The sequence below is a fragment of the Maridesulfovibrio zosterae DSM 11974 genome (assembly GCF_000425265.1).
Classification (GTDB): domain Bacteria; phylum Desulfobacterota; class Desulfovibrionia; order Desulfovibrionales; family Desulfovibrionaceae; genus Maridesulfovibrio; species Maridesulfovibrio zosterae.
Map to the genome: position 1 here is coordinate 471967 of NZ_AUDC01000012.1, position 23113 is coordinate 495079.

Here is a 23113-nt window from a genome sequence, read left to right on the forward strand (position 1 = left end):
ATAATTATTCAATCTTATTTAAGAAACAAAAATTACACATTTAATTTGTTACCAATACCAAGATAACTATGGGAGGGCAATATTCCCAAATAGCTCAATAACTGTTTTTAGAATCATAATTCAAACAAAGACTTTAAAAGGCAGGTTTACATACACAGCAGTGCCTTCTTCATTAGAAGTCGACATAGAAATATTTCCGCCCATGGTTTCGGCAATAAGCTTGGCAGAATATGTCCCAAGCCCAGTTCCTTCGTATTTACCTTCAGTCACATATTTCTCAAAAAAAGATTTCCTTATATTTTCAGGAACTGCACCTTGATTTTGAATATGCAAAGTAGTTGAATCTCCGCTGGTTAAGACATCAAGTATGACACTTGAATCTTGCGGGGAAGCCTCTACAGCGTTCTTTAAAAGATTGGATAAAAGGGAATATACAAGTAACTCTTCAGTCATAATGCTCAAAGAGAATTGACCATTTACAGGCGAACCATTCAGAAGAAATCTCAATTCCAGATGCTTTACGATAGCTTGCTCAGTCAGATCTTTAAAAACAGACCGTACAATAGTGGCCAAATCTGCAGGCGCAGGAGTATAGTCATAAACGCCGGTCTCCATTCTATATAAATCAAGGGAAAAATTAATCATGTTGAGCAACTTATATCCTGAATCCTGAATGTGCTCTATTATTTCACACTGATCCTTGGTCAGTTTATCCCTATCCATTAATAAGAGTTGAGGCAGGCCAATGATTCCATTAAGCGGTCCTTTCAAATCATGGCGCATAATCCGGTCGACATCATCCCTCAAAGCTTCAAGTTTTTTCTGCTCTGTAATATCAATAAAATTTTCTACAAGGTGAAGTTTCCCACCGATCATAATTTTGCTTACTGTTTTCTGAACAGGAACCTTAGTACCATCAGCCCTTTCAATTAAGCACTCCCCGCTATTTTCATCCAGCCCGCAATCCATTATTGGACATTTCCCGCGTTGCGCTGTGCATATCAAATCAAAACATTCTCGCCCCACGAGCTCGTCCAGATCAAACCCCAACATATTTTGAGCCACAGGATTGGCATCAACAATTTTATGAGTTGAAGCCTCTAGAACGACAACTCCAGCCTGCATGCCATTAATGGTAACATTCAACCTATCATACGCATCTTTTAACTCTTGAGTTCGTTGTTGAACTTTCTGCTCAAGTTCATGCTTATGATTCAGCATCAAAGAAAACATCTCCAGACTTTCAAGAGCATTTACTGCTGATATCATCAGAATAGAAAATGATTTCAACATGATATCTGAAATATATTTCTTTGGTTGTGACAGAGTACCGGCAAATATTCCCCTCGACTGAAATGGAGCAACCATAGAATACAACAGAATATGATTACCATCAGCAGAATCAAAAAACGAGATTGGTTCCGCAAGCGAAAAAACAGACGTTTTTTCATCTATTAAATCAGAGAGCTTCCCATCTTCTGTATCTTTTGTATTTTCTGGATATGAAAATTTTTGAACCAACTCTTGTGTATCAGTGTCTTCACAATAAATAACAATTTTCTTAAAAGAAATAATTTTACTGGCTTGAGCACAAATTTCCTGCAACAACTCAGCTTTTGATGGACGTACTTTTGAGAAGAAAGAGCATGAACCAAGCTTCATAGTCATATCAAGAGCGTCGAGAATTGCTTTTTTTTCAGCCTTTAAAGAACTTATCTGCTGACGCTGAAGTTCAAAAAGATTTTTATCGTCCATATAAACCTCCAAGAACAGCCTATACTTCTTCAAGCTGCAATCGTTAAAGCTTACACCTTAACGGTAATTATTACATCCAAATTTTATTCATCTACTTAAAAGTAGTTATAGCTTACATTATTTCAGTCCGTTACTAAAATATTTTATTGAATCGCTGCTTTTCCTCTAGTTATTCAACCAAACAACTGACTCTTTAAAGATATAAATCTAGAATCCATAAGTATGAAAACTTTCAGATCATCCACTTCAGAAAGCAAAAGAATATTTAACATTCAAGATTTTCAAAGCAAAGAGTAAGGCTGGATTGTCATTAAATAAGTAAAACAATAAAATTTTATAACTTTTTTTAAATTTATGTTGACAAGTTCGGCTACTCTCTTTAAAACAAATTTCTCTTGAGGGCGAATAGCTCAGTTGGGAGAGCATCGGCCTTACAAGCCGAGGGTCACAGGTTCGAGCCCTGTTTCGCCTACCATTTGATACCTAAACGTAGCTTAACGCGTTTAAGGATATTGCGGAGCCGTAGTTAAGTTGGTTATAACGCCGGCCTGTCACGCCGGAGGCCGAGGGTTCGAGTCCCTTCGGCTCCGCCACTTTTCTCGAAAAAGCCATCAATCGAAAGATTGATGGCTTTTTCTGTTTTTGGGATTGGACACAAGAGTGGGGATGGTTGGTGGATACAACCGGACTTAATTGCTAAAATGTGTTAGTTCTCCCGATATTTTACTTATCAAATTCCACTTTCCTATCTAAGATACCGTGGGTCTACACCAAAGAAAGGGGCGCAAGGTCTGTGCAAGGTTGGTATGCTGGCCCACCTGCTACGCAATGGTTCACTGGTCAAAGGAAGTACACTTTTCTGGGATGAACCGGAAAGTAACCTGAACCCGCAACTGCTGAAACTGGTGGCTAAAGCCATGACCAGCCTTGCCGACTACGGCATACAGGTTGTTGTTGCCACTCATAGCTTATTCCTCATGCGTGAGCTGAATATACTCAGCAGAAAGAAACACCTTTGCGCTTCTTCGGGCTTACCGAAACACCGGACGGGGTTGAAGTAAATCAGGGTAATTCCATTGAAAATATTGATGACATTCAGTCGCTTGAAGCTGAACTTGAACAAAGTGATCGCTATCTTTCTCTGGAGTATGGCGATGAATAAGGTGGTTGTAGACAAAACCCTCGAATTCAGCTTTCCAGATGATTGGGAATATTCCATATACGAAGACTGCAAGCTCAGAAAAAGTATTCAAAAAAAGATAAACTCTATTCGCTGCGTTGACCTGCTACTTCTGAACAAGCCCGGAAACATCCTGTATGTTATCGAAGTCAAAGACTACAACACGGCAACGCCTGAAAAGATGAAAGAACTTGTGAGCGCCCTGCCACGAGTCTTATCTGAAAAATTCATGACACTATGGCGGGACTTACCTGCGCAAAAATGTGTGGTGATGCCGAGCTAAAACATTTCTATCGTGCTCTGCTTGATCCAGAAGTGAGAAAACGTTTCGTCTCATTTGTTGACCTTGGTCAGCATTATAATGACTCACAAGGAAACGGACAAAAGCTCATTGCAAACCTGCACCAAAAAATGAAATCAGTCCTTAAGCCAGTATGTTGCGACAAGAGAATGGCTTGTGACATTAACACCCTCCCGGCAGCATACGGATGGTCAGTAAACAGAATCGAACAATAACCACTCCCCCACTTCAGGACACAAACCGGACACAAATGATCAGAAACATCATGTAAAGATTCAGCATAACCAGACATGCCTCAAGCAATCATCAGGGACTAACAGATTGAATTAATTAGCCTCGCCGGGCGGTAGCACTCCTGTTACGCCGGAGGCCGAGGGTTCGAGTCCTTAGAATTACAAAGACTGCAGGTATGCAACAGCAGCATCTAATTCAACATCGTCATTTTCGTCTTTCTTAGCATACGTTATCATATTTGCAGAAGTTCGCGGAACTCGAACATCTGGCACGATTCCACCGATACCGTTCTGGCTGTCCAACTGAATTTTATTATTTATATTAAGGGATTGTCCTGTGGGAAAACTTATTTCATACCCAAGAGGAAGCTTTGCCCCTCCTCCTGTCATGCCGAATGATCCATTAGTTCCATAAAAACCAACAACATGGCCATTAGCCAAATTTTTGATAACCATTGCGACTCCTTCAGCAGAGCTGACGCTGTCAGGGTTAACAAGGGCAACAACAGGGCCGGTGTACTTAAGAGATTGCGGGGTAATATTCAAGGGAAGGTCCCAACCAATAATATACGAGTCATCCTCGCTGGGAAGAACTATTTCAAGTCGTTCCGTTTGAGCATTATATAGATTCTGATATTCATAAAATGTTGTTTCGGAATAAAAAAAACCTGCAATTTTAGCAGCCAACTCATCAGAACCTCCGCCATTTCCCCGAAGATCAATGATAATTCCCGGAACATTATTGCTTGTCAAAAATTCCATGGCCTCTTTAAATTTATTAAAAAGTTGATCCTGAGAAATATCATCACTCTCCAACGTTCCAAGCATAATGTAACCATATCCACTGACAAGAATTTCGCGCTTAATAGGATTCGCGTCGTCAACTTTATTCCATAGCCTAGTATCAGTCTGAATCTGCCTATTGTCGTCTACCGCAGTTAAAGTCGCTATGAATGGTCCCGATCCGTTGGACTTTAAATATTTTACCTTACTCTTAGTAGCTACAGGATCAAGCGCGAGGGCTCTGTACTGTTCAAGCAACTTAAGTTCATTATTGCTATAGAGCCCGGATTAGGACGCCACAGAGTTGAAACCTGTGCTGCTGCCGTTGCAATTGCCACGTCATTCCATTCCAGAATTTCAGACCCGACATCTATTAACGCGTTTGCGGCCGGGCCGCCTCCGGTTATAACATTAGCAATGACCTTGCCGTCATCAAGACCGATCATTCCAAGACCGTAACTTCCTTTAATATTTGGTTCAATAATACCGAATATTGGATTGTTCCAAGATATATGCCCATCCGGTATAGATCTCGTATACTCAAGAAGTGCTTTTATATAGTCGTCTCCAGCCGCAGCGGCTTCAGCAATAACAACTTTAGGCCGTATACTATTATCAAGTGCACTCCAATCTATCCCTTTCCAATCACCAAAGGCATACTGCTTTTGCATCAGCGCATGAAATGCATCATAGGCTTCCAGCCAGCCCATTTGGCTGAAATCTTCAACCTCGGTTTTTTTAAAAATACGCGTCGTCGGATCAACCCCACAACCAGTATTGCCGTTCAACAGGAAGACCGACAAACACACAAATAAAATTACAAAATATTTTCTTAAAGAACAAAAATTCATAGAAGTAGCTAGCATTAATGATCCAATTTTTATGGTGACGTCTTAAAACGTTAAATATTACCCTTTTTGATTGATGATTATGTAGTATATGTAATTTATAAGAAGAACTACTGTAATTCGGTGAATCTAGCTGGGGGGGCAAGCAGAGTATCCTGTGACGACATTCCGTTATCATAAATTGCATGCACAAAAAAGGCTATGACTGGCTTTGAGCATCAAGAGATTCTGCACACTTATCATCTTACCTTGTTAAGATAACATCTTAACCTGTAATATTCAGCGGCAAGTTCACTTGTCTGCCACGCCAGAGGCCGAGGGGTCAGATTGCTTGGGCTCCGCCACTTTTCTCGAAAAAGCCATCAATCGAAAGATTGATGGCTTTTTCTGTTTTTGAGTTGGATACAAGAGTGGGGATGGTTGGTGGATACAAAAAGTCAACACACCTATTAGTTAGACTTGTAGAGGAATTTTAATTGTAAATTTTGTTCCCTTACCGACTGAAGACTCCACCGACATGATGCCTTTGTGTTGATCGGTAATTATGAAATATGAAACCGACAGTCCAAGCCCTGTCCCTTTGCCGACTGCCTTAGTCGTGTAAAAAGGTTCAAAAACTCTGGCCACGGTAGATTCATCAATGCCAGGGCCGTTGTCTTCAATTTCCATCACTGCCATGTTGGCCTGTCGGTATATCCGACAATAAAAGCGAGGACTCTCCATTCCGTAGTCTTTCTCAACCATTGCTTCAGCTCCATTCTTAAACAGATTAAGAAAAACTTGCTGCATCTCATTACCTTCGCAAAGCACATTAGGCATGTCTTCCTCATATTCACGAACTATTTCTATCTGCTTAAAGTCATACCATTTTTTAAGATCATAATCGTTGGCAACCAACTCTAGAGTTTTATCCATTAGAAATGGTAAGTGAAACGGTTCCATCTTCTTATTACTCTTGCGGCTGAAGCTGAGCATATTGTTGACAATGGACGCTGCCCGGGAGCCACTATCCCTGATGGCCTCAATCATCTTGGGAATCTTCCTTTTCTCAAGATATTTCTGCACCTGCTCAAGTTCAATTCCACATTCATTAGCTGCCTGCCTGTTAGAGTCCATTGCTGTAAGTAATCGCTTATTGAGATTGTAAACATTTCCCAAAATGCCCGACAAAGGATTGTTTATTTCATGAGCCATCCCGGCAGCAAGACCGCCTACAGACATCATTTTCTCGGACTGCACAAGCATATGTTCAAGATTCGCGCGATCAGTCACATCATCAATGCGAATAACAGCGCCCTGAACCCCATTGGCTATCAAGGGATAGACTGTTATGTCTTCATAAATTGTTTCACCATTTTCTATACGCACATGCTTATTCTCAGCCTGCACGGTTCGTGAATGTATGGCGACACGAACCTTTTCCATTTCAGCAGCCAGACACGGGGAGACCTCTTCAATTCTTTTTCCAAGAACATCATCCTTGGAAAGACCTAAATCATTTTCGGCCTTGAGATTCCACTGAGTAACAACTCCATCCGAAGTAACACCAATAATGACCGAAGGCATGGAATCAATAATATTTGAAAGATAGTTGCGAAGGTCCTGCACTTCCTGTTCTGCCTTTGCATTAGTCTCTACTTCCTTCTCCAGCGCATCTGCCATACTATTAATGGAATGTGAAAGTTGTCCAAACTCTCCTGTTGAATACGAAAGTTCCGACCGAGCTTTTAAGTCTCCCAATTTCAAACGCTCCGTTACCGCAACAAGGTCCAGCATTTTAGTATGAATCAAGCTATGGCCGATTAAAAGAGCTAAACAAATGGAAAAAACAAAAGCAACACCACTCAACACTATATATGAAAAAGTATCATCATCAACTTCCTCTATAAGAACTTCGCGCGGCATTCCCACGATAATATCAAGGTAGGGATCCTGATCATTACTGCCTGCAAGGCGTCGCACTGCGAAGACCATATCCACACCGCCCCCACTCATAGCACTAAACATTCCGGACTTCTTAATCTCTGTAATACGCTTAAAGATGGTCGCCGGGATTGGTGTTCCAATCTTCCGACCATCGAGTGGATATCGGAACAAGCGATTTCCCCTATGGTCAATCAAGCCTACAAATGATCCTGATGGCAAGTTCGTGTGTTGAAACAGAGTTTCTAGTCCCTGCAGCTTTAAAGCGGCTATCAAGACACTGATCAACTCCCCTCGGTCATTACGGACAGGGTATGCGACAGGAAGTATCTGAAGCTTACTAACCCGCCCAATGGAAACTTCCCCTATCGAAAATAACCCTGTAGCCAAAGCGCCTTTGACTTCTTTGCGATTAGATAAGTCTTTAGGTTTTTTAAAAGGCAGTGCTGAGGACATTGCAAAGCCCTTGGTATCCATCATTGCAAAATTTGCATAGGTTGGATTTGCCTGAAGATATTTTCTGAAAAGTTCGTTGCAAGCAGCCTCATCTAAAGATTGGACAACAGGTGATTGGGACAAGTTAGCTAAGACTGTCTTAATCCGTTTAAGTTCTTGATTTTCTGTAAAAGCATAAGATTCTGCCAGCCGGAATGCTGTATGTTCAGCGTGCTCAATTTCATTTGCCCGACGCTCAATACCAATAAGAATAAATATTACCAGCATCGGGAGTATTCCCAGCACAGCCAAAAGAACTAAATTAAATCTAATAGAATGAAAAATATGCATTATATTACACCTAAACAGTCTGGGTCGCACACGACAGATAACTATAAAATATTACTTTAAATTTATTACATATAAAAATACACCTTATCAAAATATTTCATAGATTATCGTTTATGTACATCCAAAAAATATTAAACGAACATCACTCAGCTTAATATCTTCCAGATTATACCCGATCATTGCAACATCCCTTCTGCCACGCCGGAGGACCAGGTTCGAATTGCTTAGGCTCCGCCCCTTTCTATATGGTCGTCCATCAATTCCTATCAAAACCGTCTTAAGACCTTCCCAATCCGATAAAATGAAGTGTATAAGATCCTTATGCGAATACGTCCTGCATTTATATTTTTTTACCTGATCATATTTTTTTTGCTGCAGTCATGGTGTTTTGCTGCGGCAAGTCAGGAACTCTTTGGGTTGAATTGGAAGCTTGCTATTTCATTTCCACAGACAGGAATAGCAGGACTACTTAAGGGCCGCATTCAGCATATTCAAAACACAGAATTTAAATTTAACGGTCAGTTTACCAGCAGCGCGGACTCATTTGAATCTGGACCGATTAAACTGAGAACTAATTTTAAGACTGGAATGAGAAACATTGAACTAAACAATACGCTTCTTCATATTCACAACCTTAAGTTCCAGCTCCCAGAATTAAATATAAATAACCCCGATATAATAATTAAAGGTAATGGAACCGTTGATACTGTTTCCGAAAAAAGTGTCTTCCATGGCCTTAATATAAAAATTGGTACGCTGCCTACCGTAAGAGCCAACCTTGAATACTCACCATACCATGAAGGAAGTTTGACAGTCGAAATCGTTGACCCGCTGCCTTTACTAAAAGAATTAGCAAATAGGTTTTATACCCAATTCTCAGAGTGGGATAAAACTGCAGAACTGGGACTTACAATTAAAATTAACCATCTCAGAACCACACCTGAGGCATACCTGCGACTTGATTTTAAAAAACTATCTACAGCTTCACCGGACGGTAATTTCCTTGTTGATGGTTCTTCAGGTTCTTTTTTAATAAGAAAAACACTTGATAGTTCTAAATTTTCGGCCAGCATTGAACTCAGTGGAGGAGAAGCTCTTTTAAATACTTTTTACATTGATTTGAATAATCATCCGTTTAAAGCAAAGCTAGACTCTACTTTGCCTAACAGGAAAGGCAATATTTCTGCTTACGGAAATATAAATTGGCATGGTTTAGGCAAATTTTCTCTAAAAGGTAAACTTACTGATTTATATAAAAACTTGAAATATTCAGCTGAACTGCACCTAAGAATCGATCAGCTTAAAGATCCTTTTAAACTATTTGCTGTAGACCCATTATCGCTAGGTGATATTTCAGCAGACGGGCAACTGACTATTAATGCAGATATAAATGGTGGATATAAAAGAACTGACATAACTGGAAATACTGAAATTATACATGGCACATTCACTTCAAATGCAATAGAGATTTCAGGTATAAAATCACAATTACCTTTTACCATCATACTTGGAGAAAATTTTAAGCCACAGCTCGATGACAGCCTGACTACACCTGACGCAGGATTCATTGAAATTGCAAAAATTGACGCTAAGCCTATCATTATTAAAAACTTTAAATTCCCGCTCACTATTTCCTCAAATGAAGTAGAATTCGGAAATCTACCCCAAATGGACATTGAGGGTGGAACTCTAAAATTATCCGACCTGAATATAAAAAATCCCTTTTCTGACAAATTCATCTTGCATGGAATTGTCGATGCTAAAAATATTAATATGCTTGCCTTCTCACCGGAGTCACTACCTGTAGATGGTGAAATTGATGGAGATATGGAGTTCTGGTTACTTAAAGATCACTTATCGACTAACGGAGAATTATCAGGAGTAGTTTACAGTGGAAACATGACTATTTCTGAAATTTATGCTGAAAATCTTTTTGAACCGTCCCGCCAATACGGTGCTGATTTTCACGTCAAAAATTTAGATTTGGCTCCACTCAGCAAAGCCCTCGATATTGGCAGGATAACTGGACGCATGGATCTTGACCTGAACGATCTGGTGATTGCGTATGACCAACCGGCTTCTTTCAGACTATACGCCATCACCACACCGGAATCTGACAGCAGCCGTAATATCAGTCTCAAGGCCGTAAATACATTATCTGTTATCGGAACAGGGTCAGGACTAACTGGAGCAGGAGTTGGAATGTTTTCCAGTTTTTTTAAAGAATTCAGCTATGCGGGACTTGGGTTGGAGTGTACACTTGACGATGATCTCTTCAAAATACGAGGGTTGATCAGAGAGGATGGAATCGAGTACATTATTAAAAAACCACCTCTATTCGGTATCAATGTAGTAAATAGCAATCCCAAAAATCTAATCAGCTTTTCTGACATGCTTAAAAGATTGAAAAGAGTTATAAATAATTAATAAAATAAACCAGTAGGAGTTTAAAATGTTTAAAAAAACCGCACAATTTTTAACCCTGTTCGCGCTTCTATCATTTGCAGCCTGTGTTACTGTTAATATCTACTTCCCTGCAGCCCAAGTTGAAAAAGCCGCTGAAGATATTGTCGAAGATGTTTATGGAAACAATTCGCAAAAAAATATTAAAAATGATGACCAGTCTTCTCTACAGATTTTCATGGCTTTCATTTCGCCAAATACAGCCCATGCCCAGCCTGTTACTCAGTCTGATATTGAAAGCCTGAATAAATCAAACTCAGCTATCCGAGGGCTTAAAAAATCTATTTCAAATGATCACCAATCACTTCTTCCCTATTACAATTCAGGGAATATCGGCATCAACAATGAAGGATTCCTCGAAATAATCAGCAAGGAAGGCCTGAATATCAAGGATATCGCTAAACTGCGCCGCCTGATATCGCAGGATAATGAAACCCGTGAACAACTCTATTCTGAAGTTGCTGCCTCGATGAACATTCCCGGATCAGATATAGGTAAGATTAAAACAATCTTCGCTGATGTATGGCAAAAACGTGCTCCATCAGGATGGTTTATTCAAGACGCCAGCGGCAAGTGGAGTAAAAAGTAATCTGTATGCCATTTGACAATAGCTATGCCAGATTGCCGGAAAAATTCTTCCAGAAAATTATTCCGGAGAAAGTGAAAAGCCCCGAACTGATCAAGCTGAATCATGAGCTTGCAGATGAACTGGGCTTAAAACTTCCTGAAAAACAGGAAGAACTTGCAGCAATATTCTCAGGAAACAAACTTCTTGAAGGAAGCGAGCCAATTGCTCAGGCGTATGCAGGGCATCAATTTGGTCACTTTGTTCCACAGCTTGGTGACGGACGGGCAGTTCTTCTGGGTGAAATTATAAATAAAGCTGGAAAACGCTATGACATCCAGCTGAAAGGTTCCGGCAGGACCAGATTTTCACGCGGAGGAGACGGACGCTCTCCTCTCGGCCCCGTTATTCGTGAATACATTATCAGTGAAGCCATAACCAACCTTGGAATCCCAAGCTCTAGGGGGCTGGCTATGGTCCGCAGCGGTGAAACGGTTTTCCGGGAAAAAGAACTTCCCGGAGCCGTGTTTACCAGAGTTGCATCAAGTCACATCAGAGTCGGAACTTTTGAGTTTTTTGCTTCGCGACGTGACAATGAATCAGTAAAGATTCTTGCTGACTATGTTATAAACCGCCACTACCCTCAATTGAAAGAAGCATCAAATCCATATACCGCATTGCTTGAAAAAGTATGCGAAATGCAGGCAAATCTTATCGCTAAATGGATGCGGGTTGGATTTATTCATGGTGTAATGAATACCGACAATACTTCCATCTGCGGCGAAACAATAGACTTCGGGCCATGTGCTTTCATGGACAGTTATGATCCGGCAACGGTCTTCAGTTCCATTGATCACCATGGACGCTACGCCTACGGCAGACAGCCGAAAATATCCCAGTGGAATATGGCTGCGCTGGCTGGATGCATGCTCCCTCTCTTTCATGACAATGAAAGTAAGGCCAGAGAAATCGGCGAAACCATTATTGATAAATTTCAGAACATGTTTAAAAAGTACTATTTTTCTGAAATGAGCCGAAAAATAGGGATACAGGGCGCTGACGAAAAAACGTTCGAGATCCTTAATCGCATTCTTGAAATGATGGATAAAGCTAAGGCAGACTTTACAAACACGTTCCGCTCTCTCTCCCGTGCCATAAATAATGAAGAAATATTTATCAAACAATTCTCTGAACCTGATTCAGCTGAAAAATGGCTCATTGACTGGAAGATGATGCTCGAAGAGCACGGAATTTCAGAAGCAGACGCATATGAAACTATGCATAAAGCTAATCCGGCTTTCATTGCCCGCAATCATCTGGTTGAAGAAGCTATAAAATATGCCACCCAAGATAGAGATTACTCATACGCCAACCAACTAATTGAAGTACTCAGCACCCCCTACGATGATCAATCTGACAAATCTCGATATGCTGATAGCCCAAAGCCTTCAGAACGTGTATACCAAACATTTTGCGGAACTTGATTGACAAAGAAAAAGCCCTCTAAGCTAAATGCTCAGAGGGCTTTAAATTCTCAAAAAAACAAAAACTAGAAGTTGACTTGAACCTGTTCTTCATCACCGTCACGTGCGGTGATTTCGCCAATCTTCCATGAGTTGATTTTCATACCGGAAAGTCTGTTCAGAACATCTTCTTCACGGTCTTTCGCAACTACGAGAATGTAGCCGATGCCGGAGTTGAAAATCTGGAGCATTTCAGGCCAGCTCAGGTTACCCTGCTCTTTAAGCCAGTTAAATACAGGCAGAACTTCCCATGATCCGAAATTAATTTCTGCTGTCACCTGTTTAGGCAGGATACGGGGCAGATTATCGTAAAAACCACCGCCGGTAACATGAACCATTCCCTTGATTTCAATATCACGAGAAAGATTATGAACAGCATCAACATAAAGTCTGGTCGGGGTCAGCAGAGCTTCACCGATTTTTTCATCAGTACCGGGAAGCAGATCATCTGCTTTAAGCCCTGATTCATCAAAAAGCTTACGAACCAGAGAATAACCATTAGAATGGATACCGGAAGATTCAAGACCGATGATTGTATCACCGATGGTGATGGATGAACCATCAACAATCTTAGCGTTATCAACCATACCTACGCAAAAACCGGAAAGGTCATACTCTCCGTCAGCATAAAAACCAGGCATTTCGGCTGTTTCACCGCCAAGCAGTGCACAGCTGGAAATTTTACATCCTTCCACAATACCTGCGAGCACTTCTTCAGCAACACCGGATTCCAGTTTGCCGGTTGCAAAGTAATCAAGGAAGAAAAGAGGCTTAGCACCCTGAACGAGAATATCGTTTACGCTCATAGCGACAAGGTCGATACCGATGGTATCGTGCTTATCTAAAGCAAAAGCGAGTTTAAGCTTAGTTCCTACTCCGTCAGTTCCTGCTACGAGAACCGGTTCTTCCATCTGGTTCAGATCAAGCTTGAACAGCCCGCCAAAACCACCTATATCAGTGACCACACCTTTCGTGAAGGTGGAGCCCACCATCCCTTTAATGCGGCCTATAAAATCATTAGCCGCATCGATATCGACACCGGCTGCTTTGTATGCATCAGAACGACTTGCCATATTATTATCTCCTAACAGTCTATAAGAAGAGACTGTATATGCTGAATCCGTCAAGAGTTCAAGGATCAACCTTACCTCTTTTTCCAGATTCAGAATAAAAAAGGTCCATAGTTTGCACCATACGAAATAACAGTTTATAGTATGACACGGAGAAAAACCATGTACAAGAAAACTTTATCAGTATTGCTTATTATTTTGTCCCTGATAATATCAGGATCTTCTTTTGCCGGTACGAAATTCATAAACAAGGATACTGCCAGGGACAGAAAAAATAATGTCTTCGGCACAAGCAACGGTAAAAGAGATATTACTATTAAATCAGATAGTAATTCCAACACAATGAGCGTTAAGCCCAGAGAAAAAGAGCAGAACCAAAATCAGAATGTTGGACCTATTTTTGTTGTCCCGGAAATAAAACCATAAAGGAATCAGACATGCTTCACCCGGCAAGACTCTGGAAAAGCCTTAAAGAAAACAAGCTGCAATGCCGACTCTGCAGCCATTTTTGCATTATTGAATCTGGTGAGCACGGCATTTGCGGTGTACGGCAGAATGTTGACGGTCAACTCATGACCAAGACTTATGATCGCGTTGCCGCCCTGAATATCGACCCTGTAGAAAAAAAACCACTCTACCACTTTCTGCCCGGTACAAAAACATTTTCATTAGGAACACAGGGATGTAATTTCGGCTGTGAATTCTGCCAGAACGCATCTTTATCCCAGCATCCCAAAACAGGCCGCGACATAACAGGCCAAAAAGTCACGCCTGAAACATTAGTTGATGCAGCCATAGCCCATAATTGCGAGTCCATATCCTTCACCTATTCTGAACCGACCGTTTTCTTCGAGCTAATGCAGGATACTGCACGGATTGCTCATAGCAAGGGACTTAAAAATATAATGGTATCCAACGGTTTTCAAAGTCCTGAATGCATTGATGAATTAACAGGACTGATTGACGCTGCAAACATCGATCTGAAAGGTTTCAATAACGATTTCTATACTGAAATATGCAATGGTAAACTCAGTCCGGTTCTGGAAAACCTGAAGCATATGAAAAAAAACGGCTGGTGGGTGGAGGTAACAACCCTGCTCATTCCCGGTAAAAATGATTCTGCTGATGAACTAAAAAAACTTGCTGCATTCATTGCTGGAGAACTGGGCGAAAGAGTGCCATGGCATATTTCAAGATTTCATCCGGACTTTAAAATGCTGGATTGCGGCATTACCCCCATGAAAACATTAACCAGAGCACGGAACATAGGAAGTGATGCAGGACTGGAATATGTTTACGTCGGCAACGTTCCCGGAGATGAACATTCTACAAGTTTCTGCCCATCCTGCAATAAAGAGCTCATTAAAAGATTTGGCTTTGATATGGAGAATGTCGGACTGGAGCAGGGAATGTGCAAATTTTGCGGATGTGAGCTAAATGGTGTGTTTAAATAAATATCCAATCATAACAGCGTGTTATACAAACAAAGCATACTTACACAGCAAAAAGATGTAAATATTTTTAAAATAATTAAAGAAAAAGCTTGCCAAGCACACCCGATTTCAATAAACCCTTTTCTGCGCACAACGAAACGGCGCATCACTAAGCGGGGCATGGCGCAGTCTGGTAGCGCGCTTGCTTTGGGAGCAAGATGCCGGGTGTTCGAATCATCCTGCCCCGACCAGTAAATTTAAGGACTTACATTAATATGATGTAAGTCCTTTTTTTGTTGGCACACACTTCAAAACGACACCTTTTCAAATTTTTCACCGTTACCAGACATTATCCACGGAAGCCGAATCTTTTTGTCCTGGCAACACTTTAATATCCGAAATGGGTACCTGAAATATCCAGTGTGGAAACACCTAATTTTTTATCACATCAGCTAGAACACATTCATCATCAGCAGAATTTTGCATCAAAGCATGGGCGTGGAACAACAACTCTAATTGAAAATAAAAGGAGAACCGTTTCCCCCAAAGCCCCTAAAAATTTCGGAAAAAACGCCCAGAAAAAACAAAAATATTTAATATTCTCAACGCCTTAAAGATTCGCATACGGCTTTAGGAGCAAGACGCACCTCCATAAATTTAAAGCCAGCCTCCGGGGAGACTGGCTTTAAATTTATTCTTCAACCAAAGTAGACGTAATTTTGTTTGAACCTGGAGCTAAGCTCTCCGTATAAATTATACCCAACCCCGAAGCCACTGCGTACAACTCCTCACAATGCATCCCTGCAAGATCAAAAGAATATTTAACATGCACAAGTTGCCGTAGCTTACCTAGCACTACTTTTTCCTCTTCTTTAACAATAATATAATCTGCTTTTATCTTTCCAGCAGAAGACCAGATATATTGACTCCATTCTTTATTGTTTAAGTCGAGAATAATATTTTCGTTTTTTTTACCCTTGTTAAAAATTAATTGCCCATTTTCAACAGCAAGGTTGTAGCAATACATTGTTTCGTCTGGAAGATCATCCGCATAGCTAACTCCTTGGGGCAGCTTCGTCCTTGCTCTGTCTTCTGGTGAAATTTTTTTTACTTTAGGTAACTTCGTCCATTCTTCAATTGCATAACTTCCGTCATCATTTATTTTTGTACATATTCGTCTTTTGGTGATGCCAAAAGAATTAGATTTAATATTTATAGTCTCTCCTGGTAATGGCCCTAAAAACTGGGACACGTCAGATGAGGCCCAGACAGTTTGAGAAACTAAAATAATGATAGCCAGTGTTGTATTAATTATTATTGAGATCAACTCTGTTTCCTGTCTTAGGGTGAAAAGTAAATACTCGATCACCATGAGGATCTCTACCTTGGTGAATCACAGTGACATCTGTTTCAACAATATCAATCTTGTTAACTTTTCGAGTTTCTATTTCATTTAATAATTCCGTCTTTGAATCCTCACATTCTCTAACTATCCTTTTGGACCTTTGTTCTTCTGCTGTATAATATTTTCGCCAATATGCTGTCCCACCTGACACTGCAACGAAAGCATGAATATATTCATATTCAGCTCCAAACTCCTTCACTTGCTCCCAAACATTTCTCCATTCCCAAACAGTACATTCGACTAACTGGCACCTACAGTTCGGATGAGGTCGTTCGACAGCTGGAGATTCAAAGAATTCCCCGTCCAATTTTGCACAATTAGCACATGCCTTTTTACCCGCTTGCCAGCGATAGAATGTACCCAAATTCTCCCGTCTAATCTTAATCGGTCCGATCCCGCCAGCCTCCAATCCCATTTCATCATTAAAATTAATCGGATCATCCAGACAATACCCGTAAACATCCACATCACCACCGCCATACCCAAGCGGATCTTGGGCAGTGAAACGACCTACTTCAGGATCATATTCCCGGAAACCGAAATGAACCAACCCGGTATCTGTATCAGTAAGCCCGGATGCAAAACCAAGCGGAAGATATAATTGCTTGTTTGTATCCATTAGCAGATGTTCATACGAATCATAGATAATTCGCTTTACCTCGTTTCCGTGATCATCAGCAACCATAAAAACTGATCCAACTTGATCACTCGCCAAATAATACGTCTTCCCTTCGCAGTCGCCAGCATTGCGTATGGATTATCAACACCGGGAACGGTAAAAATGATGGTGCGAACTTTTTTATCAGGATCAACTTCAATACCATCTTTGACAAGTTCGTCATGGATGCCATCTCCGGTTCCTGTTTGGGCGTATGGATGCGAGGGCTGCTTTTGCTGATGCTGCAGGGCAGAAAGCTCACAGGCTTTATCAAATTCAGCTAAAACGCCCCTCCCATATTCTGTTTCCGACAAGCCCTGCGCCAATGCGTGACCTGAATTTTCACGGATGAACCGAGCATGACACATGCGTTTGATCCGCTCATACTGTTCCTTTGCAGCTTCGTACTCATGCTCTTTTTCATCCCATCTGACCTGCACTTCCGGTTTGCGCATGGTCGGGTATAAAATGTCACCTTTGGAAAACCCAGACCTATCCATAACCGGTACAGCCAACTTCTCGCCTGTGCTGCGCTCCACAATTTCCCATTGAGTTTCAATTTGCATCTCAGGGGGTTCGGTTTCGCCGTACATGCGCTGCCCTGAAGTTAAGTCCTTCCAATCCTTCTTCCTCACATCAAATTCATCAGCCAAGTCCATTGCTCCTTCTAAGTTAAAGACTTACCGCATCGGACTGAAAACACGACATTTTCAGCCAAGCATGCGGCACAAGCAGAACAACAATAAAAAATATGACGGACCTGAAATAGGTAGTTCAGGTCCGTCTTGCTGATAAACATATCTATTTAAAAGATGCTTTCGAAGAAAACTAAGCAAAACCACGGGGAACCGTTCCCCCCCCAAAAAATCCCTAAAAATATCGAAAAAATGTCTCCAATGCGAAAATTTATCGAATGATTTCAATGTCTACAACATCCTTCAACGGCTTTGGGAGCAAGATGCCGGGTGTTCGAATCATCCTGCCCCGACCAGTAAATTTAAGGACTTACATTACTATGATGTAAGTCCTTTTTTTGTTGGGAAATTAGATGGGAAACCTTTTGTGGTTTTGGGCTGGTTGGATTGGAGTGGGTGTTGTGGTTTTGGGGGTTGGGGGAATTACCGGAGGTGCATGTCTTGTACTTCTCTATCCATTATTACTATTCAGCCCCAGCTGTAACAGCAACTGAAGCATAACTATATTTTTACTTTGCATTAATCCCTCTTACTTGCTCCCAAATTGTTCTCCACTCCCGAACACCTCCATCACGCACAACATCAATTTCAGATCGTAATTGTAGTATCTTGAATAAGAAACTTTCTTATAACCTTCGATTTATTACTTTTATCCTGCGATTTTGCTTGGCAAACATATTGTGTCAATCTGAGCACATATTACCTTAACTATACTTAGAATCGCCCTTCAACTTACCTTGTGGATGTATGTGCTGGGTGACCTTTGTGCGCTCTTGGCATTTCTACTGCTCGGAAAGGATACAGAACAACTCCGACCAGCAAATACACTTATTTTTTTCAGAACGACTCACGGGTGAAAACAGAGCAAAGCAAATTCTTTCCCACTTGGCATAAAGAGTGAGAGGTGGACATGATAGTTGGAGATTTAATAAGATTTAATGAGTTCCTGGATTCAAAAATAGATACAGAGAATTTAGATGAGGAATTTATTACTTTAAGACAAGTCGAGCTAGAAGGCATATCAAAGAATTCCGATGTTAAATATTTTCCTTTTATTGCCTTAAGCTATGCAAAATTAATGGAGTTAACCGTTTTATTAGCTGGAAAGTATGCTGATAATTGCCAAATCAGGGATTTTGGGGATATTATGGTAAACTCTAGGCACATCGACGTATGCATTTTAAATACTAGATTGATAAAAGAAGAGTATGGTATTACTGAAAATATTCCGCTTTGGTTCAAGAAAAAAGTACAAGGGTATATTGGTAGCCATTACTCTGAAGATCTGGGACGAATGATTGTTAACCCAACTTTGCTATTTCATTTTGTTGAAAAAGGTCTACTGCTGAGAATAGTAAAAAAAGAAAGACATAGGAGATTAAGCGATCAGTTCCGGGATTGCATTCCAAGTGATGCCCAGTTAGCTTTTCCAAAATATGTTGAGAAAATTACTCCCACAGGGCACAACCCAGTAAAAACGCTTAGCTGCGGAGGCGGAAGGGGCGAGAGTCTCGATGTTGCATCCTGGCTTGCCAGCAGTACAGTATTGAACATAGTTAAAGGTTGCCTAACAACCGATCTTATGAATGTGTTGCGGGAAGACATCTCAGATGATTACCTGAAATCAATTAATAAAAGGGTTGAAAAGGCACATAATTCTCTAGCCTATGTACACATGGGAAGGAAAAATTTTGCTAATTTTCCATACGATGAGAAGGTGCCCGTAGCTGAGTGGGCTGAGATCAATCACACCTTGTGCCATTTCACGCTAGATGGTTATGCTGTGATTCAGTCAGAATTAGATAAGAGCCTTTCCAATCCATGCTACAAAAGCCCTTATCTGAACAGGTTGTTGTACAACGCCCCCAACACGCAAGACACAAATGATCAGAAATATCACGTAAAATTTCAGCATCACCTGAAATGCCCCGACCAATCATCCAAAATGAATTCTTTGAATTAATTAACCACTTCGGGCGGTTCCACACCTGTCACGCCAAGGGGCGTGACATGGATCTAGAGTGAACTGCTCTATAGATGACGGACAGTCTCTGAGAATTTAAAGTCAGCTCCCGTCCGTCTTGAACCGCTTAATGAATTTCCTGTCGATATAGTTCTTGATCCAGAAAGCGAGCGGCCCGCCGAAGCTCAATCCGTTTTTGTACAATATGCCTTCCCCGCCCCCGATATTAAATATGAGAAGATAGGAACCGCCCGGATCGAACGCCTTTAGACTGCGTCCTCCAAGCTGCGCCCGCACATTGTGGACGAGCACGGGGTTCTGACGCACAGCATAAACGCCCACTTTATCCAGAGGAGTCGGTTCGAACCAGATACAATCGCCTCCACCGAAAATTTCCGGGTGAGAAATGCTTTGCAGGTAGCTGTTGACCATGAGTCCGCCATCCTTCCCAGTGGGCATATCCGATGCAGCGAAGACTTTAGAGGGCTTTACGCCCAATGCCAGAAAAATGATGTCTTGTTCATATTGTTGCTCGTCTTGCAATATAACGCAGCCGGTTGCCACATGCCCCACGTAACTGCCCTGAACAATGTCGATTCCACGTTTTTTCAGGCTTCTAATTGCAAGGCTGCGCACTCTGTCCGGCAGATTGTGCAGAAATGCGCTGCCAGTAAAGATCTGCACTTTCGCACCGAAACGGGACTGCTCTTTGGCTGCTGCCCAGACGTTGCCGGCCATTTCAAGCGCCGCGGGACCGCCTCCGCATATACCGATGCGCACCGAACGCTCCGAGGCAATTTCCTGAATCCTCATACGAGCCTGCAAAAGGTTTTGTATGGGTTTTACGGTATAGACATCGGGGCAACCCTCGTCTGCAAGACCGCTGGGTACGTAGCTGCCAAGGTTGCAGGAAAGCACGTCGTAAGGAACTTCTTGCCCGGATTCAAGAATGACCAGACGTTTGTGCGGATCTATACGGGCAACCCTACCGAGTACGAAAGCACCACCTCGGCTTTCCACCATGGACTTCACGGGAAAACTGATCTCGTCGTGGCGGTAAGCACCTCCGAGCAGACCGGGCCCCATACCCGAATAATAGTGACGATCATCCGAGTTGATGACCGTGACGCGGTGTCCGTCCGCAATGATGTCCGGGATGGCTTCCATGAGCAGCATGTGCGCATGCCCAGCGCCGGCAAGGATAAGTTCGCCCATAGTAACTCCTGACAGAACTAGTTATGATTACATCGTAGGATATCCTGCTCTCTCACTGCCTCCCCTTCACCAGAGTCCACAAGAAAGGACCTTCCTCTAACAAGACCGGCTCAGTGTTTTTTAAAAGTTCTATAATATTGCAGACCGAAACAGTATACACTGCTCTGGAATTAATATGGCACAGGAAATCAACAACCCAAATCAACATCATTCAAAGACAAAACATACGCTTTATTAATCCACGCATCTCCCTCAGCCTGAGTAAGCTCCCCAAGCTGATCCCTTTGTATTTCGATAAATTCCAAGGAAAATTTCTTAATGTATTCATCCACATCAAGACCATTATCTTTGCTTAACTTTATTAGAATTGAAACTTGAATAGAATTTAACTTCATATAATTACCACCTTTCAGAATTATGACTCAACTGTACATATTACTCAAATATTCAGTTGCAACCAGCTCCGTTAACCACCCGAAGCCGGTTAAAAAAACAATTCCTGAACAATTTACTGTGAATGTTTAAATTGACACCCTAATGTATGAAAGTGTAAATTAAACTTCAAAATAAACACTATTTCAATAACAATTTTATCATTATTGTTATTTACAAGGAGAAAAAATGCATAAAATCGACCCTGAAGAGTGCCAGTTTTGCGGAGCATGTCAAAGTGCCTGTCCTACTGAGGCAATATTCCACCCCGATGGAACAAATTACTACGAAATAAATGAAAACTGTACTGATTGCGGTGCATGTGAAGCCGAATGCGGTTTCAATGCGATTGCAAGTGATGATTAGGTGGATTGAAAACCAATTTGACCGGCTGTTCTTAAAACAGTCGGTCACCATAGAAAGGTGCTAAAATGTAAGAATTAATTCTTCACCACGACTTTATGAAAAGACTATACAGTAACCGTCCATATCTGGCTCCAATATCTTTTCCTTATCTCCGATCATAACAAATGCAATCATAGCAACGATAGGAATCAATAAATTATCCTTACCAGCTCCTCCGTTTAGAATACCCTTGATTAATTATTAACTGTACTGACATAACGACAGCACTCCTTAGCCAACAAAGACAATTGTAAGACCCAAAAAAGGGACGACCTCATGTGAGATCGCCCCGATATTTTTATGCAAAGTCATGGGTATTACAGATCAGCCAGCATAGCCCGTATCTGAAACTCACATGCCAAAATCGTTTCTATCAATTTCATAAACACGTATCTTGTTGCTGCGTGGGAATTCACGCTTCAAAAGCTTCTTAAGAAGCTTTTTCATTCCCTTAAGGTCTGTCGAAAACTGCTCTTTCTCAAACCCATCCTCAATTACAGAAAACAAATCTTCATTCGTATGCATTATAATCACGGACCGGTCACGCTTATAGGTCCGCAAATCCAGCCCGCGTCCCACTGGAATTTTCTTAAGCTTATTTATAACGGCTTCTATGGCAGATGTTTTGTCAATCATAATCGTAATGATAGGCTTGTGGGTAAACCAGTGTCAATCAAAGTAAACTTGTACAATATAGTGAAGAACCTACCGGTAGGAAGAAATCGGACACAAAAATATCAATTTTAAAAAAAAGAGGGACCAACCTAGATCTCACGAAAGGTAACGAACTTATAGACAGAGTTGCAGATTATGAAAAAAACGACCCGAAATAAAACAACCAAAAATTCAGCCAGTAAATCAATTAGCTGTATTAGTTCCGACTTGATCTGACATTTCCTCTTGAAACAAAAGAGGTTCTCCTTTTTGATGGGAATACTAACGAACCATCAAAACAGGGCACCATGCCCAAGGAGAACCACATGTCTAGTTTCAATCAAAACATCATAAAACACAAGATTGGTCTGTTAAATCTGGCTGAAGAGCTTGGTAATGTTTCGAGAGCTTGCAAGTTGATGGGCTTTTCTCGTGACACTTTTTATCGGTATCAGTCAGCCAAGGAAGAAGGCGGAGTCGAAGCTCTTTTTGATAAATCACGTCGTAAGCCAAACCTAAAAAATAGAGTTGATCAGGCTATCGAAGACGCAGTCTTTGTTTACGCAAATGACTTTCCTGCTCATGGACAAACAAGAGCCAGTAACGAGCTAAGAAAATTAGGTGTTTTTGTCTCGCCGTCCGGCATTAGATCTATTTGGCTGCGGCACGGTCTTCATAATTTCAAGCTCCGCCTGAAGGCTTTGGAAAAGATTTCAGCAGAGCAAGGAATTGTCCTTACCGAAGCGCAGGTTCAAGCTCTGGAACGGAAAAAGGATGACGACATTGCTTGCGGGGAAATCGAAACAGCCCATCCTGGCTATCT

Annotated in this window: 21 protein-coding genes and 3 tRNA genes; 13 read left to right on the forward strand and 11 right to left on the reverse strand. The window is 41.4% G+C overall.

The window, feature by feature from the left end; translation table 11 throughout:
* Window positions 1-120: 120 nt before the first annotated feature.
* Window positions 121-1755, reverse strand: coding sequence for an ATP-binding protein (locus tag H589_RS0109030; protein WP_027721720.1), 1635 nt, complete (start codon window positions 1753-1755; stop codon window positions 121-123).
* A 399-nt stretch (window positions 1756-2154) separates the two neighbouring features.
* Between H589_RS0109030 and H589_RS0109035 the strand changes: the two genes are divergently transcribed.
* The 4 genes from H589_RS0109035 (at window position 2155) to H589_RS0109050 (ending at window position 3218) form a co-directional block, all read left to right on the forward strand.
* A tRNA-Val gene (locus H589_RS0109035) sits at window positions 2155-2230 on the forward strand.
* 41 nt (window positions 2231-2271) lie between these two features.
* Window positions 2272-2348 (forward strand) — tRNA-Asp (locus H589_RS0109040).
* 198 nt (window positions 2349-2546) lie between these two features.
* On the forward strand, window positions 2547-2816 hold the full coding sequence (locus H589_RS20640) for an AAA family ATPase (protein ID WP_281168134.1): 270 nt from the start codon (window positions 2547-2549) through the stop codon (window positions 2814-2816).
* Between the two features lie 93 nt (window positions 2817-2909).
* Complete coding sequence (locus tag H589_RS0109050; RefSeq protein ID WP_027721721.1) at window positions 2910-3218, forward strand: hypothetical protein; 309 nt, start codon at window positions 2910-2912, stop codon at window positions 3216-3218.
* A gap of 410 nt (window positions 3219-3628) precedes the next feature.
* Here the strand turns inward: H589_RS0109050 and H589_RS21075 are convergent, their stop codons facing one another.
* The 3 genes from H589_RS21075 to H589_RS20405 all read right to left on the reverse strand — a co-directional run bounded on the left by H589_RS21075 (window position 3629) and on the right by H589_RS20405 (window position 7809).
* Window positions 3629-4510, reverse strand: a complete 882-nt coding sequence (locus tag H589_RS21075) for a S41 family peptidase (RefSeq protein WP_245577082.1) — start codon at window positions 4508-4510, stop codon at window positions 3629-3631.
* On the reverse strand, window positions 4471-5040 hold the full coding sequence (locus H589_RS21080; RefSeq protein ID WP_245577083.1) for a PDZ domain-containing protein: 570 nt from the start codon (window positions 5038-5040) through the stop codon (window positions 4471-4473). Before H589_RS21080 ends, H589_RS21075 begins: the two co-directional genes overlap by 40 nt.
* Window positions 5041-5553: 513 nt before the next feature.
* The gene (locus H589_RS20405) at window positions 5554-7809 is read right to left on the reverse strand and encodes an ATP-binding protein (protein WP_051249687.1); all 2256 of its coding nucleotides are present in this window, start codon (window positions 7807-7809) and stop codon (window positions 5554-5556) included.
* Between the two features lie 417 nt (window positions 7810-8226).
* On the opposite strand from H589_RS20405, the gene H589_RS0109070 reads away from it, so the two are divergent.
* The 3 genes from H589_RS0109070 to H589_RS0109080 are packed head-to-tail and all read left to right on the forward strand — an operon-like array spanning window position 8227 to window position 12321.
* Window positions 8227-10236 carry an AsmA family protein gene (locus tag H589_RS0109070; protein ID WP_245577085.1) on the forward strand — a complete coding sequence of 670 codons (2010 nt, stop codon included), beginning with the start codon at window positions 8227-8229 and terminating at the stop codon, window positions 10234-10236.
* A gap of 25 nt (window positions 10237-10261) precedes the next feature.
* On the forward strand, window positions 10262-10861 hold the full coding sequence (locus H589_RS0109075) for a DUF1318 domain-containing protein (protein ID WP_027721724.1): 600 nt from the start codon (window positions 10262-10264) through the stop codon (window positions 10859-10861).
* 5 nt (window positions 10862-10866) lie between these two features.
* Complete coding sequence (locus tag H589_RS0109080) at window positions 10867-12321, forward strand: protein adenylyltransferase SelO (RefSeq protein WP_051249688.1); 1455 nt, start codon at window positions 10867-10869, stop codon at window positions 12319-12321.
* 65 nt (window positions 12322-12386) lie between these two features.
* Here H589_RS0109080 and purM read toward each other — a convergent pair whose 3' ends face one another.
* Window positions 12387-13433 (reverse strand): phosphoribosylformylglycinamidine cyclo-ligase, encoded by a 1047-nt coding sequence (gene purM, locus H589_RS0109085; protein WP_027721726.1) that lies wholly within the window; start codon window positions 13431-13433, stop codon window positions 12387-12389.
* Between the two features lie 159 nt (window positions 13434-13592).
* Between purM and H589_RS0109090 the strand changes: the two genes are divergently transcribed.
* The 3 genes from H589_RS0109090 (at window position 13593) to H589_RS0109100 (ending at window position 15114) form a co-directional block, all read left to right on the forward strand.
* Window positions 13593-13856 carry a hypothetical protein gene (locus tag H589_RS0109090; protein WP_027721727.1) on the forward strand — a complete coding sequence of 88 codons (264 nt, stop codon included), beginning with the start codon at window positions 13593-13595 and terminating at the stop codon, window positions 13854-13856.
* A gap of 11 nt (window positions 13857-13867) precedes the next feature.
* Complete coding sequence (gene amrS / locus H589_RS0109095; RefSeq protein ID WP_027721728.1) at window positions 13868-14884, forward strand: AmmeMemoRadiSam system radical SAM enzyme; 1017 nt, start codon at window positions 13868-13870, stop codon at window positions 14882-14884.
* 153 nt (window positions 14885-15037) lie between these two features.
* Window positions 15038-15114: transfer RNA gene (locus H589_RS0109100), tRNA-Pro, on the forward strand.
* A 440-nt stretch (window positions 15115-15554) separates the two neighbouring features.
* On the opposite strand, the gene H589_RS0109105 is transcribed toward H589_RS0109100, so the two are convergent.
* From H589_RS0109105 to H589_RS0109115, 3 genes are read right to left on the reverse strand one after another with little or no spacing between them, the layout of a single operon-like run.
* On the reverse strand, window positions 15555-16190 hold the full coding sequence (locus tag H589_RS0109105) for a hypothetical protein (protein WP_027721729.1): 636 nt from the start codon (window positions 16188-16190) through the stop codon (window positions 15555-15557).
* Window positions 16171-16953 (reverse strand): RHS repeat-associated core domain-containing protein, encoded by a 783-nt coding sequence (locus tag H589_RS0109110; protein ID WP_027721730.1) that lies wholly within the window; start codon window positions 16951-16953, stop codon window positions 16171-16173. Before H589_RS0109110 ends, H589_RS0109105 begins: the two co-directional genes overlap by 20 nt.
* A complete protein-coding gene (locus H589_RS0109115; RefSeq protein WP_169433113.1) occupies window positions 16923-17579 on the reverse strand; it encodes a hypothetical protein in 657 nt (218 codons plus the stop codon). Before H589_RS0109115 ends, H589_RS0109110 begins: the two co-directional genes overlap by 31 nt.
* Window positions 17580-18531: 952 nt before the next feature.
* Between H589_RS0109115 and H589_RS19515 the strand changes: the two genes are divergently transcribed.
* A complete protein-coding gene (locus tag H589_RS19515; RefSeq protein ID WP_245577087.1) occupies window positions 18532-19584 on the forward strand; it encodes a hypothetical protein in 1053 nt (350 codons plus the stop codon).
* Between the two features lie 102 nt (window positions 19585-19686).
* Here the strand turns inward: H589_RS19515 and H589_RS0109125 are convergent, their stop codons facing one another.
* Window positions 19687-20799: an NAD(P)/FAD-dependent oxidoreductase gene (locus tag H589_RS0109125; RefSeq protein ID WP_027721732.1), complete on the reverse strand. Its 1113-nt coding sequence runs from the start codon at window positions 20797-20799 to the stop codon at window positions 19687-19689.
* Window positions 20800-20987: 188 nt separating this feature from the next.
* Window positions 20988-21194, reverse strand: coding sequence for a hypothetical protein (locus tag H589_RS0109130; RefSeq protein WP_027721733.1), 207 nt, complete (start codon window positions 21192-21194; stop codon window positions 20988-20990).
* A 226-nt stretch (window positions 21195-21420) separates the two neighbouring features.
* Here H589_RS0109130 and H589_RS0109135 point away from each other — a divergent pair, with 226 nt between their 5' ends.
* The gene (locus tag H589_RS0109135; protein WP_027721734.1) at window positions 21421-21597 is read left to right on the forward strand and encodes an ATP-binding protein; all 177 of its coding nucleotides are present in this window, start codon (window positions 21421-21423) and stop codon (window positions 21595-21597) included.
* A gap of 390 nt (window positions 21598-21987) precedes the next feature.
* Here H589_RS0109135 and H589_RS0109145 read toward each other — a convergent pair whose 3' ends face one another.
* Complete coding sequence (locus H589_RS0109145) at window positions 21988-22272, reverse strand: hypothetical protein (protein WP_035075554.1); 285 nt, start codon at window positions 22270-22272, stop codon at window positions 21988-21990.
* Window positions 22273-22616: 344 nt separating this feature from the next.
* Between H589_RS0109145 and H589_RS0109150 the strand changes: the two genes are divergently transcribed.
* On the forward strand, window positions 22617-23113 hold a 497-nt coding region (locus H589_RS0109150; RefSeq protein WP_027721736.1), incomplete at its 3' end, for a helix-turn-helix domain-containing protein.

Coding starts and splice junctions, on each gene's coding strand:
- H589_RS0109030 (WP_027721720.1), bottom strand. CDS start 1,755: ATGGACGATAAAAATCTTTTTGAACTTCAGCGTCAGCAGATAAGTTCT.
- H589_RS0109050 (WP_027721721.1), top strand. CDS start 2,910: ATGAATAAGGTGGTTGTAGACAAAACCCTCGAATTCAGCTTTCCAGAT.
- H589_RS20405 (WP_051249687.1), bottom strand. CDS start 7,809: ATGCATATTTTTCATTCTATTAGATTTAATTTAGTTCTTTTGGCTGTG.
- H589_RS0109075 (WP_027721724.1), top strand. CDS start 10,262: ATGTTTAAAAAAACCGCACAATTTTTAACCCTGTTCGCGCTTCTATCA.
- H589_RS0109080 (WP_051249688.1), top strand. CDS start 10,867: ATGCCATTTGACAATAGCTATGCCAGATTGCCGGAAAAATTCTTCCAG.
- purM (WP_027721726.1), bottom strand. CDS start 13,433: ATGGCAAGTCGTTCTGATGCATACAAAGCAGCCGGTGTCGATATCGAT.
- H589_RS0109090 (WP_027721727.1), top strand. CDS start 13,593: ATGTACAAGAAAACTTTATCAGTATTGCTTATTATTTTGTCCCTGATA.
- amrS (WP_027721728.1), top strand. CDS start 13,868: ATGCTTCACCCGGCAAGACTCTGGAAAAGCCTTAAAGAAAACAAGCTG.
- H589_RS0109110 (WP_027721730.1), bottom strand. CDS start 16,953: ATGGTTGCTGATGATCACGGAAACGAGGTAAAGCGAATTATCTATGAT.
- H589_RS19515 (WP_245577087.1), top strand. CDS start 18,532: ATGATAGTTGGAGATTTAATAAGATTTAATGAGTTCCTGGATTCAAAA.
- H589_RS0109125 (WP_027721732.1), bottom strand. CDS start 20,799: ATGGGCGAACTTATCCTTGCCGGCGCTGGGCATGCGCACATGCTGCTC.
- H589_RS0109130 (WP_027721733.1), bottom strand. CDS start 21,194: ATGAAGTTAAATTCTATTCAAGTTTCAATTCTAATAAAGTTAAGCAAA.
- H589_RS0109135 (WP_027721734.1), top strand. CDS start 21,421: ATGCATAAAATCGACCCTGAAGAGTGCCAGTTTTGCGGAGCATGTCAA.
- H589_RS0109145 (WP_035075554.1), bottom strand. CDS start 22,272: ATGATTGACAAAACATCTGCCATAGAAGCCGTTATAAATAAGCTTAAG.